This window comes from Paeniglutamicibacter sp. NPDC091659, assembly GCF_044756805.1.
In the GTDB taxonomy this organism is placed as follows: domain Bacteria; phylum Actinomycetota; class Actinomycetes; order Actinomycetales; family Micrococcaceae; genus Paeniglutamicibacter.
Genome location: NZ_JBIVTO010000001.1, coordinates 615,757 through 638,602, shown reverse-complemented (window position 1 = coordinate 638,602; position 22,846 = coordinate 615,757). Strand labels below are relative to the sequence as shown.

Genomic DNA, 22,846 nt, shown 5'->3' with positions numbered 1-22,846 from the left:
CCGATTCAGCGGACGGGCGCGAAGGCGGCCCGTCCCTGCACTGCGGAAGAGCCCAGATCGCCCTTCGGCAACGCGGTTCCGGCCTCAACGGCATTCACCCAGTCGTTCGTGGTGGCCACGGCGGCGAAATTGGAGTGCAACAGGACCAACAGGGTCTCGTGCAGCTGCTGCGCGCCGACCGAGCCGGCCTCGTTGGCCAGGTGGATCGCCCCGCTGGCATCCGAAAGCAGCTCCACGGAAATGCCCAGCGGTTCGGCCGCCGCGGCGGTGGCCAGGTCGCAATTGTTGGTCATGTAGCCAACGATGGTGATGGTGTCGATCTCGTTCTCGCGCAGCCAGGCCTCGAAATCGGTGCCGGCGAAGACGCTGGCGTAGTTCTTCACGATGTGCTTCCACGAATCCGTGCGGCGCGAGGAAATTTCCGGGTGCAGCTCCCATCCCTCGGACCCCTCGGCGAACACCGGCGCCCCGGCCGGGTACTCGTGCTGCACCGAGACGATCGGCATCCCCTGCCGCTGTGCGAGGTCGATGGCCCGGGCGATGTTGGCCAGGGACTCGTTGCGGTCCGGGTACTGGATCTCCAGCGGCCCCCCATCGGCAAAGTAGTCGTTCTGCACGTCGATGACAACGAGGGCGCGGCGCAATTCGGCCATGGTCGGCTCCATTCATTGGTTGTTGCTTGGTGGGTGGTTCCACCATGTCAGCGACCCGACAGGTAGGGTGAGTGGCGTATATGCATACTTTCGATGGAAATGAGCCAACGTGAAGATCGCGGTCCACGCCTTCGACGGCATGACCTTGTTCCATCTGGCAACCCCGCTGCTCGTGTTCGGCGAGGTGTCCCGGTTGGGCCTGGCCGAGGGCTGGGAGGCCCTCGTGTTCACCGAGTCCGGCCTGCCGGTGCGCAGCGCCGAGGGGTACATGATTGGCGAGGTGTCCGGGCCGGAAATCACCCTGGACGCGGACCTTGTGGCGTTCCCGTCATGGTTGTCCGATTTACCAGAGCCGTCCGATGCCTTGCTTCGGCAAGTCCGACAGACCCATGACCGGGGATCCGTGATCGCGGGCCTGTGCCTGGGTGCCTATCCGGTGGCGTGCAGCGGCGTGCTCGACGGCCGCACGGCCGTGACGCATTGGGCGGCCGCCAAGTCCATGGCTTCCAAGGCACCTGCGGTGAAATTCGATGATTCGGCCCTCTACATCGACCACGGCGACGTGCTCACCTCCGCCGGCACGGCCTCCGCCCTGGACGCCTGCCTGCACATTGTGCGCACACACCTGGGATCGGCGGCAGCCGCCACGGTCGCCCGCCATATCGTGGTGGCCCCACACCGCGAGGGCGACCAGGCGCAATACGTGGCCCGCCCGCTGCAGGACCCCGAGCTGGACGGTCCGCTGGGCAAGACCATCGAATGGGCCCTGGCGAACCTGGACCAGGACCTCGAGGTGGAGGCCATGGCGGCACACGCCACCATGAGCAAGCGCAACTTCACGCGCAGGTTCAAGGAGGTCACCGGGCTGTCCCCGGCGCGCTGGGTGCTCGGCCGGCGGTTGGACGACGCCCGCCAGCTGCTGGAAACCACTAGCTGGAGCATCTCGCGCATTGCCGAGTCCTGCGGTTTCGGCAGCCCGGTGACATTCAGGCAGAACTTCCTCGCCGCCTACTCCACGACCCCGACCTCGTACCGCTCCCGTTTCACCCGCCGCTGAGCGCGTGGCCTCTGATGCGTTCCGCGGCTTAGGCGTGGGACACGTAAAGCGCGTCAGTGGCCTGGCGGCCCAGGCTGACGGGCGTGGAGCCCTCGCCGACGTTCAGGCTCACGGCGTCAGAGAACGGCGTCGCCCCCACGATCGTCAAGGCGACTCCCGGCACGACGCCCTGGGCGTGGAGGAACTTCAGGAGCACCGGGTCGTCGTCCGAAATCCGCTCCACGACGACGCGCTGACCCGGTCCCACGTCGCTGAGCAGGACCGCGTCGGGCAGTACCACCACGCCGTCCGCGGACGGGATCGGGTCGCCGTGCGGGTCGCGGGTGGGGTGCTGCAGGAATGCGTCGAGGCGTTCGACCATGAAATCCGAAATGGCGTGTTCCAGGTTCTCCGCCTCGTCGTGGACCTGATCCCAGTCGTAGCCGAGGACCTGGACCAGGAACGTTTCCAGGAGCCGGTGCCGCCGGACCATGTCCAGGGCGTGCTTGCGGCCGAGGTCGGTCAGTTCGACGGCGCCGTAGCGCGCGTGGCTCACCAAACCCTGGGTGGTCATCTTCCGCACGGCGTCCGAAACCGACGAGACCTTGAGCCCGGTCTTCTGCGCAATGACGGTCGCGGTCACGGGAACGTCCGACCATTCGGAGATACCCCAGATGACCTTCAGGTAGTTCTGCGTACTGACCGAAAGCTCCGAAACCGACATGCATACGAGTCTACAGATCGGATCGGCGGCGTGCGGGCAGCCCCTGGGGCGAAGCCTAGATCCAGCCCCGTTCGTGGGCCACGTGCGCCGCCTCGATCCGGTTGGCGGCACCTGTCTTGCCTATCGCGTTGGACAGGTGGTTGCGCACCGTCCCGACGCTCAGGAAGAGTGCGGCGGCAATCTGCGCCACCGGCATCCCGCCCTGCGCCCGGGCGAGCACCTCGCGTTCGCGCTCGGTCAACGGGTTGGCACCACCCATCAAGGACTGGGCGGCAAGGCCCGGGTCAACCACTTGCCCTCCGGCATGGACCCGGCGCACGGCCGCGGCAAGCTCGGAAGAGGGAGTGTCCTTCACCAGGAATCCGCTGGCCCCGGCCTCGAACGCGGCACGCAGGTAGCCGGGACGGTCAAAGGTGGTCACCATGAGCACCTTGCATCCCGGCAACCGGTCCCGCAGTTCGGCCGCCGCGGCAAGCCCGTCCATGAGCGGCATCTGGACATCCAGCAGCGCCACCTGGACGCCGTGTAGTTCGGCGAGCGCAACCACCGTGGTTCCGTCGCCCGCCTGCGCGACCACCTCGATGTCCGGCTCCAGGTTCAGCAGTGCGGCGAGCGCCCCTCGCACCAGGGCCTGGTCGTCTGCCAGCAGCACCCGGATGGGTTCGGCGGACCCGGCAGCCGTGTTTGTCATCCCCATTGCACGCTCACCTTGGTTCCCCCGTGTTCGGAGGCCCCGATCTCACAACGGGCCCCGGCAAGCTTGGCGCGCTCCCTCATGCCCCGCATGCCATGTCCCTCCTGGTGTCCGGCCAGCGAATCCCCGTCGTCCTCAACGCCCAGTGCATCGGGCGAAATGTGGATCCAGCAGGTGGTTGCGTGCGCGTGGCGCAGCACGTTGGTGACGGCCTCGCGCAGGATCCATGACAGCACGGTCGACCGCACCGGATCCACGCTATGAGTGTTGCCGACCAACACCGTCTTCACTTGTGCATCATTCAATACAGCGCGCACGGAGAGGAGTTCCTCACTCAACGTGGTGCGGCGCAGCCCTCCCACTGTGGCACGGATGGAGTCCATGGCCTCGGCGGTCAGCGCCCGGATTTGCCGCAGTTCGGCGCGGGCCGCGTCGACGTCGGATTCCAGCAGGCGTTCGGCGAGCTCGGCTTTCAGCCCGACGGCGGTGAGCGAATGCCCCAGCACGTCGTGCACGTCCCTGGCCATCCTGTCCTGTTCGGTGAGTACCGCGTAGTCCAGGCGCAGGTCGTCCGCCGCGATGCTGCGCCTGATCAGCGTCGTTTCCACGGCGTTGACCACGATCAGGACCGGCAGAAGAATGAGCAGGAAAATGAAAGGCGCCACCTCCCCGACAATCACTACAGTGCCCGTGGACAGTGCGAGAACCAAAACGTTCACGATCCACATGGCTCGTGCCGAGAGCAGGTAGGCCGCGTAGGAGACGATGAACGGCCCAAAACTGATCACGTTGGGCCCGATGATCGGGCCCAGGCCAGCCGCAATCAGCACCAGAGCGGCGAAGGGCAGCCGAGCAGCAATTATCCCTTCGGCGCTGACGCCGAGTTCCGAACTGTAGGTACGAAACGACCACAGGTAGATCGCAGCAAAAGCCGCTATCAACAAATATCCGGTCAGCTTGCCGGGCACCAACGAATCGGACCGGGCAATGGAGAGGACCGGGAAGATCAGGAAGACTACCCATACCCCTGCCAGCAACCATCCATAGCGAGGCCAGAACGAATCCGGTTCGACGTGCGGGCTTGTCACCGGCGTGCCCGGGAACGGCGCACTGCCCACAGCGCCAGGCCCGCGAAGATCAGAGTCCATGCCACAAGGTTAGCGACAAGCATCCCCATCGAATCGACCGCCCCGCCAACGGATGCACTGGCGCCCTCGGTCAGCGGGTACCTCACCAGCCCGGCGTAGCCGTACATGGGGGTGAACCGGGCGATGTCCAGCATGGTCCCGCTCAGGGGCATGAACACGTTTCCGAAGAACGAGAAGAACACAATGCCGCCGCTGGCCACACCGATGGCCGTCTCCGACTTGAAGCTCAGTCCGATGCCCATGCCATAGAGCGCGAAGACCCCGGAACCCAACACGACGATCAGGAAGCTGGCCACCCAGATCCACGGCTCGTCGGCCCGGGATCCCGTGGCGGCACCGATCACAAAAACGGCTGCGGCGCTCACTCCCGCAACGATCAGCGAGACGGTGAGCTTGGATGCGACGAACCCCGAGGGCTTCATGGGGGTCAAGGCAATCTGCCGGCCCCAGCCGAGCATGGATTCGGTGGCCGCGGTTCCCGCGATGGAGGTGGTCGCAACCGCCGCACCGTAGGCTGCCATGGAAGCCATGACGTAGAACTTCACGTTGCCGTTTCCGGCTGGCTGGTCCCCGCCGCCGAACATGTTGCCGAAGAGCAGGTACATGACCGCCGGCATGCAGACCGAGAACATGATGTTTCCGATGTCACGGGATTGGCGGAATAGTTCAATGCGTACATAGGTGGGATTCATCGGTGCGCTCCGGTCAGTGCCACGAAGGCGGATTCGAGGGTAGGGGTCGTGATTTCAAGGTCTTCGGCGCCGAACTTGGAGAGCAGCATCAAGGCCGCGGCATCCGATGCCGGCCCTGTCACCGAGACCCGGCGGCCCCGTAGCTGAACCGAGCCCACGTTCGGCAATGTTTCCAGCGCCGCACGCGCTCTTTCCATGGAGAGTTCCGCGGGCAGTGTGGCGCTGACCGTGCGGCCACCGGTCATGGCCCGCAGCTCACTGGTCGGCCCGTCCGCAAGGACCCTTCCCGCACCGATCAGCACCGTGCGATCGGCGAAGTCCTGCGCCTCCTCCAGATAGTGGGTGGCAAACAGGACGGTGCGGCCCTGCACCGCGTCCTCGCGCATGGTGTCCCAGAACGCGTGGCGCGCGGCAACATCCATTCCCGCCGTGGGTTCGTCGAGGATCAGCAATCGTGGATCAGGCAGCAGGGCCAGCGCGAACTTCAGGCGCTGCTGTTCTCCGCCCGAGCATTTGGAGACCTTGCGCCGGGCCAATGACACGATGTTTGTCCGCTCCATGACCTCGTCGATGCGGTCCTTGGCGCGGTGAAGTGCGGCGATGGCGGTGACGGTCTCCCGCACGCTGAGATCGCGCAGCAGCCCACCGGTTTGCAGCACCGCGGATATTTCCCCTGCTTCCACGGCGGCACGAGGGCTCTTGCCAAAAACGGAAATGAGACCGGCGGTGGGTTCGGTGAGACCGAGCATCATGTCAATGCTCGTGGTCTTGCCGGCCCCGTTGGGCCCGAGGAACGCGACGATCTCGCCGGTGCCCACATCCAGGTCGATTCCGGCAACGGCTTCCACCGGCCCATGGGCCGTGCGGAACGTCTTGCGCACCCCCCGCAATTGCAGTGCACACCCTTCTTCGGCGTCCGGTGCGGAGGAACGCCTTGGTGCCGCCAACGTGTTTTGCTCGCTTCTCTCGCTCATACCCATAGTCTTCTGGTCTTGGGTGCCAAGCAGAAGAACAAAAACTCACGGGTTGGCCATGACAAGTGTCATGGCCAACCCGTGAGTCCGCTGAAGCCGATCCGGCGTGAGGGCCCCGATTAGGCGATTTGGCCTTTCCGGGTGGTCCAGGCTTCCCAGGCCGTGTAGCTGCCCTCGAGCTCGACGACGTCGAACCCGGCACGGCGCAGCGCGGAAGCGGCCACGGAGTTGCGCACCCCGGTCTGGCAGTAGCTGACGATCACGCCGTCTGCCGGAAGCCGGTCGGTGTGCCAGAGCACCCGCCCGGCGCTGAGCTGGACGGAGCCGGGGACGTGTCCGGCGGTGTGCTCGGTCTTGTTGCGTACGTCCAGCAGCAGGGCGGCATCGAACCTGGCCAGGTCGGCGGGGGCCAGGGTTTCCGGGACGTAGCTCGGCAGCCCGTCCAGGGACGTGACGTAGCCGGCGACCTTGTCGATGCCCACCCGGATGAGGTGGTCCCACATCTCGGTGGCGCTCTCGCTGTCCGGGGCCAGGAGCGCCAGCGGGCGCTGGTCGGTTTCCGGGTCCACGGCCCACGCGCCGTAGCTTGCCGCCTTGTTGCCGGCAGGAATGTTCAGGGCCCCGGCGACGGTGCCCTCGTGGACCAGGGTGTGGTGGCGGGTATCCACGATGCCGATCTCATTGGCGGCCAGAGCCGCGGCGACGTCCCTGATGGCCAGCTCGGCCAGTGGCGCACGCCGGCCCATGACGGCCGGGCCCTGGCGGTTTTCGCGCTTCATGCGGCCGAAGTAGGCGTGGGCGTCAGGCTGCCCGTCGAGCAGTGCCTCGACGAAGCCGGCCTCGTCGTTTGCCGCGAGGTAGGGGCCCCACCAGGCGAAGTTGCGCTCGTACCCGACCGTGGAGGACGGGATCGCGCCCAGCGCCTTGCCGCAGGCACTGCCCGCGCCGTGGCCCGGGTAGACCTGCACGTAGTCCGGCAGGGCCAGGAACTTTTCCTTCAGTGACACGAACAAATCGTGCGCCCCGGCAAAGCGGGTGTCGGTGCCGCCGGCCGCCTCGTCGAGCAGGTCCGGGCGTCCCAGGTCTCCGGAGAACACGAAGTCGCCCGAGAGCAGGAAACCGGGCTCGTGGCTGAAGGCGCCGTCGGTGACCAGGAAGGAGAGGTGTTCGGGGGTGTGTCCGGGGGTGTGCAGGGCGGTGACGGTGATGTTGCCCAACCTGATGGTGGACCGGTCGAAGAGGCGTTCTGCCTCGAACCCGTACTGCCAGTCCTTTCCACCCTCGCCCGAGACGTGGATCTCGGCGCCGGTGGCCGCGGCCAGTTCCCGGGTGCCCGAGAGGTAGTCGGCGTGGATGTGCGTCTCGGTGACGGCGACGATCTTCATGCCGTTTTTCGCGGCGAGGTCCTGGTACACCCGGATGTCGCGGCGCGCGTCCACCACGATGGCCTCGCCCTTGGCCTGGCAGCCAATGAGGTAGCTGGCCTGCGCAAGGTCTTCGTCGTAAATACGTTCCAGAAGCATTCCGGCTCCTTCAGGTCGTTGTTTTCTTCACCGACGGCACGTCCCCGACGGAACATCCCGGCAAGTTCACCAATCGTTGGCTTTCATGCGGGCGATCACTTGGGTTCCCGCCCGATGATCGCCAGCTCAGCGACCAAAGAGGCGGGCGAACCAGCCACCGGATTCCTTCGCGGGCTTTGGCGCATTCGGGTCGCACGAGCAACGCTCGGTGCGCGGTACGTGCGCCATGACCTGCTTGACGTGCTGGCCACAGCCGGCCCAGGTCGTCTTTTGGCAATTGCGGCATTTGACTGCGCGGCACATGTGTTTGCTCCTTGGATCGGATACCTAGACATCGGAGGAAGCTTGATCCTCCATCAATCTCGAGTATCCCATATACCCTAGGGGGTATAAAAATCACCCACCTTCCGCACGTCTCCACCAAGTGCACCCAAGACCTGCCGCAACGGGACTCGGGAGCCTAGTGCCATCATCCGCCGGATGCAACGAGATCTCCACAGTCGCCTTGGCGTCTCTCCTCCAGCCCGGCCGCAACCTTCATCGGGGCGACGACGAGAAGCCCCACACACCGGGCAAGGAAGGCCTCGCCGCGGTCACGACCGCCCGGCAAAAGGCTGCCGCCGGTGCCGATGTTCCCTCGATCATGGGCGGCATCCAGGCCGCCCCGCGGAATTTCGTGCGCCCGTGAGCCAGCCGTCGAGTTCGGCAGCGCCTCGTGCCGCGTCAAACCGGCGTCTCCGTTCGGCGCTTCCCGCGCCGCATCCCCTACGCTGAAGGGGTGGTCAACTACACCCTCAAGCAATTGCAGTACTTCATCGCCGTGGCCGACGCCGAATCCATTTCCGGCGCCGCAGCCGCATGCCACATTTCCCAGGCAGCGATGTCGCAGGCCATCAACGAACTCGAACGCATCGTGGGGTCGCAGCTGCTGGTCCGACACCGGGCCCGAGGGGTGGTACTCACCGCGGTGGGCGCCCATTTCCTGCGCGACGCCAAGGACCTGGTTCGCCATGCCGAGGAGGTCCAGGGTCACATCGGGGAACGCCAAAGCACCCTGGCCGGCCCGCTGGTCATCGGCTGCTACACGGGCCTCTCGGCGTTCTGGCTGCCGGTGATCTGCGAGCAGTTCACCAAGCCGAACCCCGGACTCGAGGTGCGGATCATCGAGGGTGACGGGGTCGTCCTGCAGGAGCGGATGCTTGAGGGCTACCTCGATGCGGTGCTTACCCACACCAGGCACCTGCTGCCACAGGTGAAGCACGCCCCGGTGATGGCCGGGCGGCCCTACGTGCTGCTTGCCGCAGGCCATCCGCTCGCCGACAGGGGCAGCATTCGGCTGGCGGAACTGGCCGACGAGGACTTCGTTTCCCTGGACATCCCCTCGGTGCAAGACAACCAGCTGGTGAACCTGCGCATGTCCGGCCTTGATCCCAAGATCGCCTGGAGCAGCTCGAACTTCGAGGCGGTGCGCGGCATGGTGGCCCGCGGGCTGGGCTACACGGTGCTGGTCCAACGCCCGCCGGTGAACATGAGCTACGACGGATTGCCGCTGGCGATGCTGGAAATCGACGGTCCCGTGGGCCGCAGCGACATCTGCGTCGCCTACACGGCCTCGGACCGGCCCAGTCTGCGCCTGCGCGCCTTCATCGAGTTCTGCGAACGGATCGGGGCCGAACGCGAGGAAGCGACGGGTGGTTTCTGAATTCCTCCCCCGGAAGCCGGAATGAATAATTCAGGTCCATACTTCCGGGGAGTTTCACAAGCGTCGAATTGGCTCATTGACCGCCGAGCAAAGAAGACATCCCGTTAACGCAGCGAGTGCCTGGACCCGATGGAATATCGGGCCCAGGCACTCGCAACTTGGACGTCTACCTACCGAGTCCACCCTTCGAGGGCCGGCTCGGGATTTCTGTCCAACGCAGCTTCAGGTCAGGAAGCGGAGGACGTGGCTGCCTCGCGGTCGCGGGCCGCAAGCTTCTTGCGGACCACGGGCCAGAAGGCAACCAATACACCGGTGGCCAGCAAGCTGGTCCACACCTGGGTCCGGCCGGATTCGGTGGTCAACATGATGGCCAGGACACCGGCCACGCCGGCAATCAGCAGGTAGTTCAACCAGGGGAAGAGCCACATCTTCAGCTTCAACCCGGCAACTTCCTCGGGCGACATGCGCGAGCGCAGGCGCATCTGGGTCACGGCGATGAAGACGTAGACAAACAGCGCCACCAGGCCGGCGGAGTTCATGATGAAGTCGAAGATGCCCGAGTCGGGCAACGCGAAGTTCACGATGGTCGCAATGAAGCCGCCGACCGTCGAGGCGATCAATGCGGCCAGCGGCACGCCGTTCTTTGAACGCTTGGTCATGATCTTCGGGGCGAAGCCCTGGTCGGCCAAAGCCGCAAACATGCGCGAAGCGGAATACAGGCCGGAGTTCAGCACCGAGCAGACTGCGGTGAAGATGATCAGGCTCATCACCAGTTCGGCGCCAGGCAGGCCAAAGAGCGAGAACACGTAGGTGAACGGGGCGATCTCGGCCGGATCGGGCAGCTGGTTCCACGGCACGATGGTCACGATCACCAGCACTGCTCCGACGAAGAACAGCAGGATGCGCCAGATGATGGTGCTGCTGGCCTGGCGGATGCCCTTGGCGGGATCCTCGGACTCCGCGGCGGCCATGACAGCGATCTCGGTGCCGAAGTAGGAGAAGATCACGACGGCCACGCCGGTGATGGAGATCCACACGCCGTTCGGGGCGAATCCACCATGCTGCCACAGGTTCTCGAGGGAGGGGGTGGAGTTCGGCCACATGCCCAACGCGAAGAGCACGCCGACGCCAAGGAAGACGACGATAGCGACGACCTTGATGCTGGCCAGCCAGAACTCGACCTCGCCGAAGGTGCGCACCGAGATGATGTTGGTGCAAATGAAGAGGACCAACAGGCAAGCGGAGAACAGCCACGACGGAAGCTCGGGGAACCAACCATTGAGCATCTTGCCGCCGAGCACCGATTCATAGGCCAGCACGCCGACCCAGAAGTACCAGTACAGCCAGCCGACAAGGTATGCGGCCCAGTTGCCGAGACCCTGGCGCGCGTATTCCATGAACGAGCCGACGGTCGGGCGTGCTGCGGCCATCTCGCCGAGCATGCGCATCGCCAGGAAGACCAGGAGGCCGCCGACGAGGTAGGAAATGACGGCTGCGGGGCCGACTGAACGAATGACGTTGCCCGAACCAACAAAGAGGCTGGCGCCGATGATGCCACCAAGGGTGATCATGGTGACGTGCCGCGAGCGCAGCTTGCTGCCTTCGTCACCTTGTACGGACGGCTCCGTTGCCGTCGAAGTAGTGCTAATAGCCATGTGAAACTTTCCGGGGTCTTGCCAGGGATGTTTGGGCGCCTCGGCCGCCAGCCAGAAATGTGCTCTGGTGCATAGGCGAGATGCGCCCTTGGAGACAATACCCCTCCGGGCAATGCATGTTTGAGCCTGGGGTGCACCGGGAAATGCCCGGGGGGAACCGAAAAAAATGCCAGTTTCCGGGCGCTGCGGCACCCCGTCAAGGTGTCGCGGGCACCACACGCCAGTGATTGGGATCATACGTGGCCGGGGCCACGGCCCTGCGCCTGGAGCCGCCAGAAGAAGCCCCTCGGCAAAAACGCCAGGAAGACAGGTGCCCGCGCGGCATCGTCTTTTTCTTCGAACGGATCGGGGCCGAACGCAAAGAAGGGATGGTCTGTTTCCGGCGAAACAGACCATCCCTGCAAAGCTCCGGGGAGCTACATCTTTTCGGCGCTCAGGTCGGCGTCCTTGCCTTCCTTCACGCCGCGCATCGCCAGCGCCGCGATCACGAAGACAACCGCCCACCCGGCGCCTGCGATCCACAGGGACCCGCCGCCGAGCAGCACCAGGCCGGTGACGATCATCGGCGTGAAACCCGCACCGAGGGTCGAGGAAAGCTGGTAGACCAGCGAGGCGCCCGTGTAGCGGATGCGGGTAGGGAACAGCTCCGCGGTGAAGGCGCCGAAGGGTCCGAAGATGACGCCCTGGACCAGTCCGTTTGCCAGGAACAGCGCGATCGCGAAGAGCCAGAGCTCGCCCATCTGCAGCATCCACATGATCGGCAACGCCAGCACCGCGCCGGCAAGGATGCCGACCATCATCACCGGACGGCGCCCGATGCGGTCCGAGTAGCGTGCGGCGATCCAGACGAACACCACGGTCAGCGCGGCGCCCAAGGCCTTGATGTTCAGCACCGAGGTGCGGTCCATGCCGCCGGCCTCCACCACGTAGGAGATGGCCCAGACGGTCATGATTCCCTGCACGGTGTAGGAGCTCATGCCCACCAGGGTTCCCATGAGGACCGACTTCGGGTACTTGGTCAGCACCTGCATCAGCGGGATCTTCTTCTCCTCGGCCTTGTTTTCAAGGGCCAGGAAGAGCGGGGATTCGGAGACCTTCAGGCGGATGACCAGGCCGATGGCCACCAGGCCCAGGCTGGCGATGAACGGGATGCGCCAGCCCCAGGCCAGGAACTGGTCGTTGGGTAGCGTCGACACTGCGGAAACGGCCAGCGTGGCCATGACGGCACCGGCCGGACCACCCATGTTCGCGAAGCTCGCGGCGAATCCGCGGCGCTCCTTCGGCGCATGTTCCAGCGCCATCAGCATGGCCCCGCCCCATTCGCCGCCCACGGCCAGGCCCTGCACGATGCGCAGGAAGATCAGCGCGATCGGGGCGATCATGCCCACCTGCGCGGTCGGCGGCAGCAGCCCGATGATGGTGGAGGCAACGCCCATCATCACCATGGAGGTGATCAGCACGCCCTTGCGCCCGAGCTTGTCGCCGAAGTGGCCGAAGACGATGCCGCCCAGCGGGCGGGCAAGGTAGCCGACCGCAAGCGTGGCGAAGGAGGCGAAGATCGCCACCGACGGCTCCAGGTTCACGAAGAACACCTTGTTGAAGACCAGGGAGGCGGCCGTGGCGTAGAGGATGAAGTCGTAGAACTCGATCGCGCTGCCGATGAACGACGAGGCCAGGATGCGCCGCATCTGCGGCGAGTTCAGCGACGGGATGTCCAACTTCTCGGTGGCCTTATCGATAGCCGGGCTGTGTGTCATCGGGAGACTACCATTTCTGCTGGTTCGGTGGCGAAGGAGATCACTTGCAAGTCGTCCGGGACCACGAAGGTGCCGGAGAAGTCGGCGGCGTGGGAGCGCCAGACCGAGACGGGTGTGGTTCCGGGAACCAGGTGGTGCAGGGCCAGCGTGCGGGCCCCGGCGCGTTCGGCCAGTTCGATGGCCTGTTGCGCGGAAGTGTGGGAGAGCCGGTGGTGGTCCATGGAGGCCTGTGCCGCCTCGGTGCCGATGTGGCCGTAGGCGCGCTCGACCCAGTCGAAGTCGATGGCCTCGTGCAGCAGCAGGTCGGTGTCGCGTGCCAGCGTGACCAGGTTCTCGCACGGGGCGGTGTCGCCGGAAATGGTCACCGATCCCTCGGCGGTGTCGAAGCGGAAGGCGAAGGCCGGGGCGATCGGCGGGTGCTTGACCAGGGTGGCCGTCACGGTGACCAGCTCGTCGCGGTAGATCTCGAAAGGGGCGACGTTCTCCGGGGTCGGGTTCTCGTTCGCGTGGTAGCCGGTTCCCTGCGGGATCTGGATGTCCGAGGCGATGAAGTGGTCCAGCGGCGAAGGGCGCAGCGCGTCGATCACCCGGTCGTTCAGGTCCGTTGCGTACGCCTGCATGAGGTGGCTGAACATGTCGGCCGTGCCAGGGGTCGGGTTGGCCGGGTAGAGCGGGGTCGGCGGCTCCGCGGCGCGCGGGGATGCCGGCGGCAGGATGCCGCGGTCGCCGGGGCCGATGATGTGGACGGGCGCCTGGCCCGGGGTGAGGGTGAACAGCCCGAAGATGGCCAGCGAGGCCAGATCGATGGTGTGGTCCGAGTGCAGGTGGGTGAGGAAGATCCCGCGCAGGTTAGCGGTGCTGAAACCCGCCTTCATGAGCTGGTTTCCCACGCCCGTTCCGGCATCCACCAGGTACACGGCATCGCCAACGACGACCGCCGTGGAAATGCCCGCACGCTTGCCGGCATTTTCGCCGGTCCACCAGCGCGGACCGCCGGCGGTTCCCAGCGTGACGACGTGGGGTTTCAGGGATGTGCTGTGCACGCGAACGGCTCCTTAGCCTCAGAAACGGGTAGGTCTTCTAAGACAAGGATGGTGTCCGGCGTTACATTCGTAAAACTGTTTTTATCTTCCTTCTTAATCGGTTTTTCTTATGTTGGATTGAATCCGCGCGGCGGATTACGGCCGAGAGTGCTACGGGTGCGGGCTTGGATCCGAAACACCGAGGCACCTGAGTCATGCACAGGCTCCACCGAACTTACTTCCCGGCCAACTGGTCTCGGACGGCCGTGCGCGCCACCGCAAAACCGGACGGACCGCAAAGCACCGCCAACGCTCGTGGGCGGACACGCCATTGCGCGCCCGCCCTCAAGCCATGAACTACCCGCAGACTTAGCCCGCCTTGGAGGCCCCGATGGCCCAGACCCGCGGCAATGCCCAGCCGTGCACGGCGTTTTCACCGACCAGCCGGGCCTTGAACACCCAGGGGTTGTGGTTTCCGGCGGTGCGCGCATTGCGCCAATGCCTGTCCAGGTTCTTTGCGGTGCTGGTTGCGGAGGCTGCCAGGGCGTCGAACGCATGCGACAGCGAGTTGGTCACCAATGGGGTCAGGGCGACCTGCGCCTGCGCGGAGGCGAGCTCGGCGGCGTCGTTCGCCGCTTCTTCTTCCTCAACGCCCAGCTCACCCGCACGCACGGCCAGCGCCGCCCGATATGCGCCCTCCAGCGCCTCGGCCGCGGAAGCGACGGTGGCGGCCGACACGAACGCGACGGCCGAGACCTCGCCGATGACCTGCAGCAGCTGCGGATCCTCGCTGGCCTGCGCAGCGGCCCCGTGGCTGAAAGTGCGCTTGCGGGCTCCAAGTTCGGCGGCGAAGTCGCGTTCCGCGGCGCGGGCGCTCCCGGCGAGCACCGCGAGCAGCACGCCCTGGTAGAACGCGGTCTGGTACTTGAAGCGGGTCTCGAAGTCGATCAGGTTCGCCGGCTCCACCGCCGCCCCGGCAAAGGTCGCGGTGCCGGTGCCGGTGGTGCGCTGACCGAACCCGTCCCAGTCGTCCCCCAGTGACACTCCCGGCTGGCGGGCCTTGACGACGGCAATGACCCGCTGCCCGGTGTCGGTGCGCTCGGCATAGGTGTCGATCCAGTCGGCGAAGATGCTGCCGGTGGAGTAGTACTTGGTTCCGGTCACGGTGAAACCGCCGCGGCCGTCCGGGGCCACCTTGGTGTTGACCTCGCCCAGGGCAACGGTCCCGATCTCGGTCCAGGAATTTCCGACGAGCTCCCCCGCCGCAAAGCGGTCCAGCCAGACGTCTCGTTCGGGGCCCTCGTCGGCGACCAGCCGGTCCTCCACAAACGCAAAGTGCCCGCGCAACGCCTGGGCGATGTTCGGGTCTGCGGCGGCCAGAGATGTCAGCAGGGCAAAGAGTTCGGGCAGGGTGGCACCGGCACCGCCGTGGGATTCGGGCACCCGCACTGCACCGAATCCGGCGGCGGCAAGGGCCCTGATCGGTTCGTGCGGCAGGCTCCGGGTGGTGTCGCGCTCGGAGGCGCCCGCAGCGATGTCGGAAAACAGCGGTGCGAAGCGTTCCTTGAGTTGCTCGAGTCGGGTCCGTGGCGATGCTTCAAGGTCGGTGCTGGTCATGATTGGCGGTTCCTTCCGGGCGAGGTGCGAACGAATAAGTTCGACTCTAGGAACCGGCGGCATCGCTGTAAATAACCCGCTTCACGTGGGGAATCAGGGGGTCTCGAAGTGTCACATGCGACTGTTTGCGAGGGCCGGGAGTGTCACGCGAGGTCTTTTTCCGTCACGGAAGTGCACGCTTGGCACACCAAGGAAATAGGTGGAGCCTGCAATGCCGGGGATCAACTACCCACAACCTTTGGACTATGCAGAAACCTTGGCTGTCAGTTTTCGTCGCGCGGCGCGACGGCCGTGACCAGGTCCTGGAGCTCGGGCACCCGGGCGGCATTTTCCAGCGCCTCGCGCAATACCGTGTCATGGGTTGGATGTGCCTCGTTCAGCAGCTTCTCGCCTGCCGCCGTTAGTTCGGTGTAGATGCCGCGGCGGTCGTCCATGCAGAGGATGCGGGTAAGCAGGCCACGGTCCTCGAGCCGCGTGACCAGCCGGGTAATGGCGCTGCTGGAAAGTGCGGCTGCACGGGCAAGCTGCGCCATGCGCATGTGCCAGCCATCCTGCCGGCCCAGCGCGTCCAGCACCGTGAATTCAACAACCGACAGGCCGTGCTTGGCCTGCAGTGCGCGCTCGAGTTCACCCTCGATGAGGTTGTGCAGCGCGGCAAGCGTTCGCCAGCCCTGCGCACGAATCTGTACCGCATCGTCCTTGATTCCCATGGGCGAAACTCCTCTGTTCTCTACACCACAAGACTACCACCTTGCGCCGATATGCCGCGCGTGCAATCATTGCTTACGCAGTAGTTGCACACGCAACGAACGTATCCGGCCGGTACGCCACTGCATCCGTACCCCCAATTCGCACAGAAGGTTTTCATGCCAGTTGCTCTTTATGCCCTCGCCCTTGGCGGCTTCGGCATCGGTCTCACCGAGTTCGTCATCATGGGCTTGCTGCCCGAGGTCGCAGCCGATTTCGGCGTGACCGAGACCGTTGCGGGCTACCTCATCTCCGGATACGCCCTCGCCGTTGCCATCGGCGCCATCATCTTCACTGCCGTGCTTGGCAGGTACGACCGCAAGAAGTCCCTGCTGTTCCTGATGGTGCTGTTCATCATCGGCAACCTGCTCTCGGCCACCGGCCCAAGCTACGAGTTGGTCATGCTCGGGCGCATCATCGCAGCGCTGTGCCACGGCGCGTTCTTCGGCATCGGCTCGGTTGTCGCCGCAGACCTGGTGCCGGCCACCAAGCGTGCCGGCGCCATCGCGTTCATGTTTGCTGGACTCACCATCGCCAACGTGCTCGGCGTGCCACTTGGAACGATGCTCGGCCAGGCCGCCGGGTGGCGTGCGACATTCTGGGCCATCACGGCCATTGGCGTCATCGCACTGGTTGGCATCATGCTGCTGGTACCGGGCAACCTCGCCCGATCCTCCAACGCAGGCGTCTTTGGTGAGTTCTCGATCTTCCGCAGCCCGCAGGTCTGGCTGTCGATGCTCGTGACGATCCTGGGCTACGGCGGCATGTTCGGCGCATTCACCTACATCGCCTTCACGCTCACGGGCGTCGGCGGCTTCGCCCCGAGCACCGTGCCGTGGCTGTTGATCCTCTTCGGCGTCGGGCTGTTCGTCGGCAACATCCTCGGCGGCCGCGCCGCCGACAGGAACCTGCCCAAGACGCTCATTGCCTTGCTGGTGGTTCTCACTGTCGTCCTGGTCGGATTCGCGCTCACCGCGCAAAACCAGATCGCCACCATCATCGCGCTGGTGCTCATGGGCGGTGTCGGCTTTGCCACGGTGCCGGGGATGCAAATGCGCATCATGAACCACGCGGCGCATGCGCCGACCCTCGCCTCGGGCGCCAACATCGCGGCCTTCAACATCGGCAACGCGCTTGGCGCATGGGTCGGCGGCCTGACCATTGCCGCAGGGCTCGGCTACACCTCGCCGCTCTGGGCCGGTGCCGCAATCACCGTTGCCGGACTGCTGGTGCTGCTCGTTGCGGTGCGCGTTCGCGGCGGCGAATTCGCAAAACACCACGAGCCGGCGCTTTCCCCCGCCCCCGTCCGGTAGCCACCCGCGCTCCCCTCACCACGTCTAACTAAGGAACCCAAGAATGAACACCACATCCATCACCGTCCCGAACATCACGCTCAACAACGGGGTCGCCATGCCGCAGCTGGGCTTCGGGGTCTTCCAGGTTTCCGACGATGAAACCACCGCCGCGGTCACGACCGCCCTGGAAACCGGATACCGCAGCATCGATACGGCCGCGATTTACGGAAACGAAGCCGGCGTCGGACGCGCCCTCGCCGAATCCGGCATCGCCCGCGACGAACTGTTCATCACGACCAAGCTGTGGCTGGCGGACCTGGGCCGCGAAAAAACCCGCACCGCCCTGCTCGCCAGCCTCGAGAAGCTCGGACTCGACTACGTGGATCTCTACCTCATCCACTGGCCCGGCACCGATACCGACGCCTACCTCGAATCGTGGCAGGTACTCGAGGAGCTGATGGCCGAGGGTTTGACCCGCGCGATCGGCGTCTCCAACTTCCTCCCCGAGCATCTTGAACGGATCGTTGCCCTGGGCGGAACCATTCCCGCGGTGAACCAGGTGGAACTTCACCCGCTGCTGCAAAACCACGAAACCGCAGCTGTGAACCTTGCCCACGGCATCGCCACCGAGGCATGGAGCCCGCTGGCCCAGGGAGCAGCGTTGACCGAACCCGCAGTTCTCGACGCCGCCGCCGCGCACGGCGTAACCCCGGCCCAGGTCGTCATTCGCTGGCACCTGCAAAGCGGCAACGTGGTGATCCCCAAGTCCGTCACGGCCTCTCGCATGGCCTCGAACTTCGACGTCTTCGGGTTCGAGCTCAGCGGCGAGGAAATGAGGGCAATCGACGCGCTCGAACGCGATGGACGCACCGGTCCGTTCCCCGGCACCTTCAACGGCTAACCGAAAACGGATCACGCCGCTTCATGCGCGGGGCCCGGTCGCATGGCCGGGCCCCGCGCGTGTTAACGCGCATCCCGAATCGGTGTTCTATCGTGGAATCCACACGGACGGCATGTCCTAACGTTTCGGCCTGCGGCAGCACGATGAATTGCTGCGCCAGACGCTCGATCTGCTCTGACCAACCGGATCCCCACACGGCAGGTTGGACCGGATCCGTGCATCGGTCATCCGGGCCCAAGATGTATCCGGTGGAAAAATGCGAAAGACTGTACTCCCACACTCACGAAGGCGAACACCACATGATGAATCTCCAGCAGGACTCCGACGGCAACATCCGCATGCGCGCCATCTACCCCAAGACCGTGCGCATCAACGTCATCTTCACCGACGGGACGCAGGAGGAGTTCACCGGGCAGCGCCTGAACGAACTGCGCGCCGAGGCCAACGCCGCCTACCGCCTGGCCAACGAGCTGGACGCGAAGGGCTTCGACCGCAACAAGGGCAAGCCGCTGGCCCGCAACAAGGTCGTAGAATTCGTGCCGGTGCGCCCCGGTATGTCCGAGAAGTCCAAGAAGTAACGACGATGCGCCGCCGTCAGCGGCGCATCGCCCCCCAAACCTCTGCGCCGGCTCAGGACAGGACGTCCTTGCCGGCAAACCTGCCCCAAGCCAGCGCGCCGAACACCAGGATGTAGCCGCCCTGCAGCAGGGCGTTGTCGCCGAACGACGTCCACAGGACCGGTTCGCGCAACAGGTCCGCGAAGCCCAGCCAGTAGTGCGGGAAAAGCCACGGGTGCAGCCAGTCCAGTTGCGGCAACTGGTTGAGGATCTGCGCGGTGACGGCGAGCACCGCCGTGGCGGCCATGGCCCCGACGGGCACGTCGGTCAACGTGGAAACAAACAGGCCGATGGCCGCCAGACCGAGCAGCGACAGTGCCGCGTAGGCGGCGATGTACCCCAACCGCAGCAGGGCGCCGGCCGTCCCGATGGTGTCCCCCGACAGCAGCGTCACCGGCCCGACGGGGAAAAGCAGCCACCCGACCAGCACCCCGCACAGGGCCACCATGAGCGCCGCGGCCAGGCAGAAGACCACCGCCGCCGCGTATTTCACCAGCAGCAGGCGCCCGCGCGAGACGGGTGCGGCAAGCAGGTAGCGCAGCGTCCCGGCCCCGGCTTCCCCGGCGATCGTGTCCCCGGCGACCACCGAAACCGTCAGCGGCAGGAACAACGGGATGCACACCAGCAAACCGGTGACTGCCACGAACAACCCGTTGCCCGCCACCCGGTCAAGGAAGGCCGGCCCGCGGCCCGACGGCGGGCCGGAGGTGAGCCTGACGGCGACGGCGATGAGCACCGGAACCGCCGCCAGCGCCAGCAGCATCGCCCAGGTGCGGCGGCGCCTGAAGAGCAGCGCAAGTTCCGAGCGCATCAATCCGCTACTGTGCAAGGTCGAACCCCTCCCCCGTCAACGCGACAAAGCGTTCCTCAAGGCTGGCCGGTTCCACGGCGAAACCGCGCACGCGCACGCCCGCCGAAACCAGTTCCTGAACGATCCGTTCGGCCGCCGGTGCCCCCGAATTCAGCCCGGACCTCAGCATCTGGTCGGACCCTCCCGTGTCGGGGTCCGGCAGCGCGTCGATCCCCAGCCGGGCCAGCACGCCCAGGGCCGGCCCGGCATCCGGGGTGCGCAGCGTCAGCCGGCTCCGTCCGCCGGCCCGCAACTGCGCCAGCGTCCCCTGGGCCAGCAGGTTTCCGGTGCTCATCACCGCCACGTGCGTGCACATCTGCTCGATTTCGCTGAGCAGGTGGCTGGAGACGAAGACCGTCGTCCCTTCCTGCGCGAGTCCACCGATCAGGTGCCGCACCTCGCGGGTCCCCTGCGGGTCAAGGCCGTTGGTCGGTTCGTCGAGCACCAGCAATTCCCGCTCGCGCAACAGCGCGTTGGCGATGCCCAGGCGTTGTTTCATGCCCAGCGAGTACGCGTGCACGGCCAGTTTGGCGGCCTTGCCCAGGCCGACCTTCTCCAGCGCCGCTTCCACGCGCCTGGCCCGGCTCGCCGGGTCGGAGGTGGTGTCGGCGCAATCCATGCGGACCAGGTTGGCCCGCCCGGAAAGGAATGGGTGGAAGGCCGGACCCTCGACCAGGGCCCCGACCCGGGGAAGCACGTGCGATGCGGCCGCGGGCATGGGCCGGGAGAGCAGGTTGATGCTTCCGCTGCTGGGCGTGGCCAGCCCGAGCAGCATCCGGATGGTCGTGGTCTTTCCCGAGCCGTTGGGACCCAGGAACCCGAAGACCGATCCGTGCGGCACCTCGAGGTCAAGGTCGTTGACGGCCCGGCGCTTGCCGAAGCTCTTGCCCAACCCGAACGTCTGGATGGCCAGCGCCCCGTCGAGCGGCTGGCCGCTCACTGTTCGTCGGCCACGGCCTGCAGCCTGGCCTCGGGAACCGAGCCGACGAGCACCCGCCCGTCATCGGTGATCAGGATGTTCAAGAGCGAGCTGTGCAGCAGGCGGCCGCCCGCGACGGGGGTGGACAGTTGGTCCAGCACCTTGGAGTCCATCAGCCCGGCCGGCATCTGGTCCTCGTCGAACAGCGCCACGGTCTCCCAGCCGGTTCCCACCGTCTGCGGCTTGTCGCCGTTTCCGTGCATGCCGTCCATCTTCATGTCTTGGTGCATCATGTCCTGGTCCATCATGTGTTCGGACATGTCGTGTTCGCGGACCGTTGCACCTTCCGGCGGGGTGAAGTCGAACCTGGCGGCATCGGGTGTTTCCGGGGTGAAGGAGGTGAACTCCACCGAGATGGCGGGGTCGTCCTGGCCCACCGCGTCGACGGTGATGCCCAGGGGCACTCCGGTCTCCGCATCGACGTCGATGCTCACGCCGGCAACCAGCGTGTCTTCGGTGCGCGGGGTCAGTTCGAGGCTGTAGGCATCGCGGCCCGCTATCTGCACGTCCTCCTTGACCTCCACCATGGTGCTCGGGTCGATGGCGGACAGGAACTTGTCGGCAAGCTCGCCCGGCGTCATGGACTCGGCGTTGTCGTCGTTTCCGAAATGGTGATTGGCGTCGTCCGGCATTTCGGGCACCGTGGCCTTGTCGACGGTGTTTGTTGCCGAGTCGTAGTGCCACAGCTCGGGGCCGTTGCGGATGATGTCCTGCTCGTCCATGCCGTCCATGACCTGCAACCGGACTTTGTCGGGCTTGTCCACATAGACGCGTGCCTCGTGGGTTCCGGAGACCATGGACAGCATTTGTGCCAGCTTGGCGGCATCGAAATCCCTGGTGTCGGACGGGTCTGTGTCGTTGGATGGTCCCGTGTCGGAAGGGCCGAATTCACCGGGGTCGGGCAGTTGCGGGACGCCCAGATCGACCGTTGCCTTGAGGTTTCCGGAAAAATCGGTGTCCTTGGAGTTCGCGATCATCTGCAGGATTTCCTGCGGCGACTTTGGATCCAGCTTCAGCTCCGCATTGGCTGAAGCCGCGGCCCCAACGGCGGCCGCCGCGATGAGCGCCGGCACCGCCACTGCGGGTATCCATTTTTTGACTGCAACGGGTTTCATGGCCATCAATCCCGACTCAAGTACATAGGTATTTCCACGGTACGCCGCCGGGGCACCGATGGCGATGGCTGGCGGAATCTTGCCGAAACGGCAGGGCCGGAGGCACCAAAAAATGCAGAGTCCCTGGCGGGCGGGAACCGATTCCCGTCCGCCAGGGACTGCAGGTCGGAACGCTAGGCGTCGACGTTCTGCTCCAGAAGCGCATCGATCTGGCCCATGGCCTCGCGCATGCCTTCTTCCATGCCCATCTTGAGCATTTCCTCGAGCTGCTCCAAGCTCTCGAACGAGCTCTTGGTGGTCATCCGGGTGGTATCGCCGGTGCCCTCGAGTGTCACCACGCAGTGCGTGGTGCCGAGGAAGCCGCTGGGTTCCCCGTCATCGCCGGCAAAGCCGTCGTCGAATTCAAGGGTGCTGGGCGCCTCCGCGGCCGTTGTTTTCCACCAGCCGCGGGCTTTCTCGCCCTCCGGTCCGGTCATGTAGTAGCGCGATTCGCCGCCGGCAACGAGCTCGTGCCTGACAAAGGTGGCGGGCCAGGTCGGCGGGCCCCACCAGCGCTCGAGCTGGCGCGGGTCTTCCCAGACCTGCCAGACACGCTCGGCCTCGGCCGCGAATTCGGCGACGAAGGTGAGCGTGAGGTTTTCGGTGTCCTTGTGCGTGCTGATGACGGTCATGATTCCGTTCCTTTGCGGGGTTCGAGGAGGATTTCTTCGATGCGGTTCGTGCGCTGCCGCCAGATGTCCTCGTAGGCATCGAGCAGTTGCGCCGCGCGGTGCAGCATTTCCGGGTTTCCGTGCACGATCTGCTCCCTTCCGCGCCTTTCCTTGGTGATCAGCGAGGCTTTCTCCAGCACCGCGACGTGCTTTTGCACGGCCGCGAAACTCATCCGGTAGTGCTTCGCCAGTTCGGAGACCGACTGTTCGCGCCGCATCGCCTGCTTGATGATGTCGCGCCGGGTCGCATCCGCCATGGCCTGGAAGATGCGGTCGATCTCGGTTTCGCTCAGTTCATGTACAACCATTTGGTTGTAGATTACTCCGCGGGAAATCCAAGCACAAGGGGTTTTCCGCACCCAATTTCGCGGGTGCCTATGCGCACAAATTGACCGGGTTCTGCCCGCGGAACGCCGCCGGCGCCGCACAGCGCAA

The 22,846-nt window shown here is 65.5% G+C and carries 23 protein-coding genes; 6 read left to right on the top strand and 17 right to left on the bottom strand.

Annotated elements, in window-relative coordinates; translation table 11 throughout:
• Positions 1–5: 5 nt before the first annotated feature.
• Positions 6–653 carry a cysteine hydrolase family protein gene (locus ACIQLF_RS02885; RefSeq protein WP_400294121.1) on the bottom strand — a complete coding sequence of 216 codons (648 nt, stop codon included), beginning with the start codon at positions 651–653 and terminating at the stop codon, positions 6–8.
• Between the two features lie 109 nt (positions 654–762).
• Here ACIQLF_RS02885 and ACIQLF_RS02880 point away from each other — a divergent pair, with 109 nt between their 5' ends.
• Positions 763–1,710 (top strand): GlxA family transcriptional regulator, encoded by a 948-nt coding sequence (locus ACIQLF_RS02880; RefSeq protein ID WP_400294119.1) that lies wholly within the window; start codon positions 763–765, stop codon positions 1,708–1,710.
• Between the two features lie 28 nt (positions 1,711–1,738).
• On the opposite strand, the gene ACIQLF_RS02875 is transcribed toward ACIQLF_RS02880, so the two are convergent.
• The 6 genes from ACIQLF_RS02875 to ACIQLF_RS02850 all read right to left on the bottom strand — a co-directional run bounded on the left by ACIQLF_RS02875 (position 1,739) and on the right by ACIQLF_RS02850 (position 7,444).
• Complete coding sequence (locus ACIQLF_RS02875; protein WP_400294117.1) at positions 1,739–2,413, bottom strand: metal-dependent transcriptional regulator; 675 nt, start codon at positions 2,411–2,413, stop codon at positions 1,739–1,741.
• Positions 2,414–2,468: 55 nt separating this feature from the next.
• Positions 2,469–3,104, bottom strand: a complete 636-nt coding sequence (locus ACIQLF_RS02870; RefSeq protein WP_400294115.1) for a response regulator transcription factor — start codon at positions 3,102–3,104, stop codon at positions 2,469–2,471.
• Positions 3,101–4,255, bottom strand: coding sequence for a sensor histidine kinase (locus ACIQLF_RS02865; RefSeq protein WP_400294113.1), 1,155 nt, complete (start codon positions 4,253–4,255; stop codon positions 3,101–3,103). Before ACIQLF_RS02865 ends, ACIQLF_RS02870 begins: the two co-directional genes overlap by 4 nt.
• The gene (locus ACIQLF_RS02860; RefSeq protein ID WP_400294111.1) at positions 4,192–4,947 is read right to left on the bottom strand and encodes an ABC transporter permease; all 756 of its coding nucleotides are present in this window, start codon (positions 4,945–4,947) and stop codon (positions 4,192–4,194) included. Before ACIQLF_RS02860 ends, ACIQLF_RS02865 begins: the two co-directional genes overlap by 64 nt.
• Complete coding sequence (locus ACIQLF_RS02855; protein ID WP_400294109.1) at positions 4,944–5,921, bottom strand: ABC transporter ATP-binding protein; 978 nt, start codon at positions 5,919–5,921, stop codon at positions 4,944–4,946. The genes ACIQLF_RS02860 and ACIQLF_RS02855 overlap by 4 nt, the downstream gene beginning before the upstream one ends.
• A 119-nt stretch (positions 5,922–6,040) precedes the next feature.
• A complete protein-coding gene (locus ACIQLF_RS02850; RefSeq protein ID WP_400294107.1) occupies positions 6,041–7,444 on the bottom strand; it encodes a rhodanese-like domain-containing protein in 1,404 nt (467 codons plus the stop codon).
• A 463-nt stretch (positions 7,445–7,907) separates the two neighbouring features.
• Here ACIQLF_RS02850 and ACIQLF_RS02845 point away from each other — a divergent pair, with 463 nt between their 5' ends.
• Entirely contained in the window at positions 7,908–8,132 is a 225-nt protein-coding gene (locus ACIQLF_RS02845; RefSeq protein WP_400294105.1) for a hypothetical protein, read from the top strand.
• A gap of 27 nt (positions 8,133–8,159) precedes the next feature.
• Entirely contained in the window at positions 8,160–9,146 is a 987-nt protein-coding gene (locus ACIQLF_RS02840; protein WP_400294103.1) for a LysR family transcriptional regulator, read from the top strand.
• A 227-nt stretch (positions 9,147–9,373) separates the two neighbouring features.
• On the opposite strand, the gene ACIQLF_RS02835 is transcribed toward ACIQLF_RS02840, so the two are convergent.
• The 5 genes from ACIQLF_RS02835 to ACIQLF_RS02815 all read right to left on the bottom strand — a co-directional run bounded on the left by ACIQLF_RS02835 (position 9,374) and on the right by ACIQLF_RS02815 (position 15,907).
• Entirely contained in the window at positions 9,374–10,801 is a 1,428-nt protein-coding gene (locus tag ACIQLF_RS02835) for an amino acid permease (protein WP_400294101.1), read from the bottom strand.
• Between the two features lie 416 nt (positions 10,802–11,217).
• Positions 11,218–12,558, bottom strand: a complete 1,341-nt coding sequence (locus ACIQLF_RS02830) for an MFS transporter (RefSeq protein ID WP_400294099.1) — start codon at positions 12,556–12,558, stop codon at positions 11,218–11,220.
• On the bottom strand, positions 12,555–13,601 hold the full coding sequence (locus ACIQLF_RS02825) for an MBL fold metallo-hydrolase (protein ID WP_400294097.1): 1,047 nt from the start codon (positions 13,599–13,601) through the stop codon (positions 12,555–12,557). The genes ACIQLF_RS02830 and ACIQLF_RS02825 overlap by 4 nt, the downstream gene beginning before the upstream one ends.
• A gap of 348 nt (positions 13,602–13,949) precedes the next feature.
• On the bottom strand, positions 13,950–15,197 hold the full coding sequence (locus ACIQLF_RS02820) for an acyl-CoA dehydrogenase family protein (RefSeq protein WP_400294095.1): 1,248 nt from the start codon (positions 15,195–15,197) through the stop codon (positions 13,950–13,952).
• Between the two features lie 263 nt (positions 15,198–15,460).
• Positions 15,461–15,907: a MarR family winged helix-turn-helix transcriptional regulator gene (locus tag ACIQLF_RS02815; RefSeq protein ID WP_400294093.1), complete on the bottom strand. Its 447-nt coding sequence runs from the start codon at positions 15,905–15,907 to the stop codon at positions 15,461–15,463.
• Between the two features lie 156 nt (positions 15,908–16,063).
• On the opposite strand from ACIQLF_RS02815, the gene ACIQLF_RS02810 reads away from it, so the two are divergent.
• The 3 genes from ACIQLF_RS02810 (at position 16,064) to ACIQLF_RS02800 (ending at position 18,718) form a co-directional block, all read left to right on the top strand.
• Positions 16,064–17,257, top strand: coding sequence for an MFS transporter (locus ACIQLF_RS02810; RefSeq protein ID WP_400294091.1), 1,194 nt, complete (start codon positions 16,064–16,066; stop codon positions 17,255–17,257).
• A gap of 43 nt (positions 17,258–17,300) precedes the next feature.
• The gene (locus ACIQLF_RS02805; protein WP_400294089.1) at positions 17,301–18,140 is read left to right on the top strand and encodes an aldo/keto reductase; all 840 of its coding nucleotides are present in this window, start codon (positions 17,301–17,303) and stop codon (positions 18,138–18,140) included.
• Positions 18,141–18,439: 299 nt separating this feature from the next.
• Positions 18,440–18,718 (top strand): hypothetical protein, encoded by a 279-nt coding sequence (locus ACIQLF_RS02800; protein ID WP_400294087.1) that lies wholly within the window; start codon positions 18,440–18,442, stop codon positions 18,716–18,718.
• 52 nt (positions 18,719–18,770) lie between these two features.
• Here ACIQLF_RS02800 and ACIQLF_RS02795 read toward each other — a convergent pair whose 3' ends face one another.
• From ACIQLF_RS02795 to ACIQLF_RS02775, 5 genes are all read right to left on the bottom strand, one after another.
• Positions 18,771–19,568 (bottom strand): ABC transporter permease, encoded by a 798-nt coding sequence (locus ACIQLF_RS02795; RefSeq protein WP_400294085.1) that lies wholly within the window; start codon positions 19,566–19,568, stop codon positions 18,771–18,773.
• A gap of 7 nt (positions 19,569–19,575) precedes the next feature.
• Positions 19,576–20,547 carry an ABC transporter ATP-binding protein gene (locus tag ACIQLF_RS02790; protein ID WP_400294083.1) on the bottom strand — a complete coding sequence of 324 codons (972 nt, stop codon included), beginning with the start codon at positions 20,545–20,547 and terminating at the stop codon, positions 19,576–19,578.
• On the bottom strand, positions 20,544–21,701 hold the full coding sequence (locus ACIQLF_RS02785; RefSeq protein ID WP_400294081.1) for an outer membrane lipoprotein carrier protein LolA: 1,158 nt from the start codon (positions 21,699–21,701) through the stop codon (positions 20,544–20,546). Before ACIQLF_RS02785 ends, ACIQLF_RS02790 begins: the two co-directional genes overlap by 4 nt.
• 173 nt (positions 21,702–21,874) lie before the next feature.
• Entirely contained in the window at positions 21,875–22,372 is a 498-nt protein-coding gene (locus tag ACIQLF_RS02780) for an SRPBCC domain-containing protein (protein WP_400294079.1), read from the bottom strand.
• Positions 22,369–22,719, bottom strand: coding sequence for an ArsR/SmtB family transcription factor (locus tag ACIQLF_RS02775; protein ID WP_400294077.1), 351 nt, complete (start codon positions 22,717–22,719; stop codon positions 22,369–22,371). The genes ACIQLF_RS02780 and ACIQLF_RS02775 overlap by 4 nt, the downstream gene beginning before the upstream one ends.
• Positions 22,720–22,846 lie beyond the last annotated feature (127 nt).